The sequence below is a fragment of the Paraburkholderia sediminicola genome (assembly GCF_046026895.1).
Taxonomy (GTDB): domain Bacteria; phylum Pseudomonadota; class Gammaproteobacteria; order Burkholderiales; family Burkholderiaceae; genus Paraburkholderia; species Paraburkholderia sediminicola_C.
The window spans coordinates 1-664 of record NZ_JAQQEU010000270.1; the positions used below are offsets into that span (position 1 = coordinate 1).

A 664-nucleotide genomic window follows, 5' to 3' on the forward strand; every position below is an offset into this window, starting at 1 on the left:
GCCCAAAGAGCGTTTCGGTAGTGCCAGCGCCATCCACAAACGCTTTCTCGAATGGGAGGCAGCGGGCTTCTTCGAGGCACTCTGGGCGGCGGGATTGTCCGAATACGACGAGATGGAGGGCATCGCCTGGCGCTGGCAAAGCGTCGACGGGGCGATGATGAAGGCTCCCCTGGCACAAGAAGCTGTCGGCCCGAACCCGACGGATCGGGGAAAAAAATGGAAGCAAACGCCATCTTCTGGTCGACGGTCGTGGCGTCCCGTTGTCGCTCATCGTCACCGGGGCCAACGTCAATGACGGGAAGCGACTCGATGAGGTGCTCAGTGCCATCATGGTCAAGCGCCCGAATCCTGCGCATCGACGCAGCAAGCACCTGTGCGCCGATGCGGGCTACCGAAGCGCCGAGTGTCTTCGCATCATCGACGAGCACGACTACATTGCTCATGTCGTTGATCGCCGGAAGGAGGCCGACCTCAAGCGGCGCGATCCGAATAAAAAGGCCAGGCGCTGGGTGGTTGAAGTCTGTCATAGCTGGTTCAACCGCTTTCGCAAACTGCTCGTCCGATACGAAAAGCTCGAGCGCAGTTTCGTCGCCCTAAACCATCTTGCCGCTGCCATCATCGCCTTTCGCAAGGTGCCGCTGGACGTCAACATAATTTACGGATA

The 664-nt window shown here is 59.3% G+C and carries 1 pseudogene; it reads left to right on the forward strand.

Features of this window, described 5'->3' with window-relative positions:
• Positions 1 to 664, forward strand: a pseudogene (locus PQR02_RS40695) (IS5 family transposase); the annotation flags it as partial.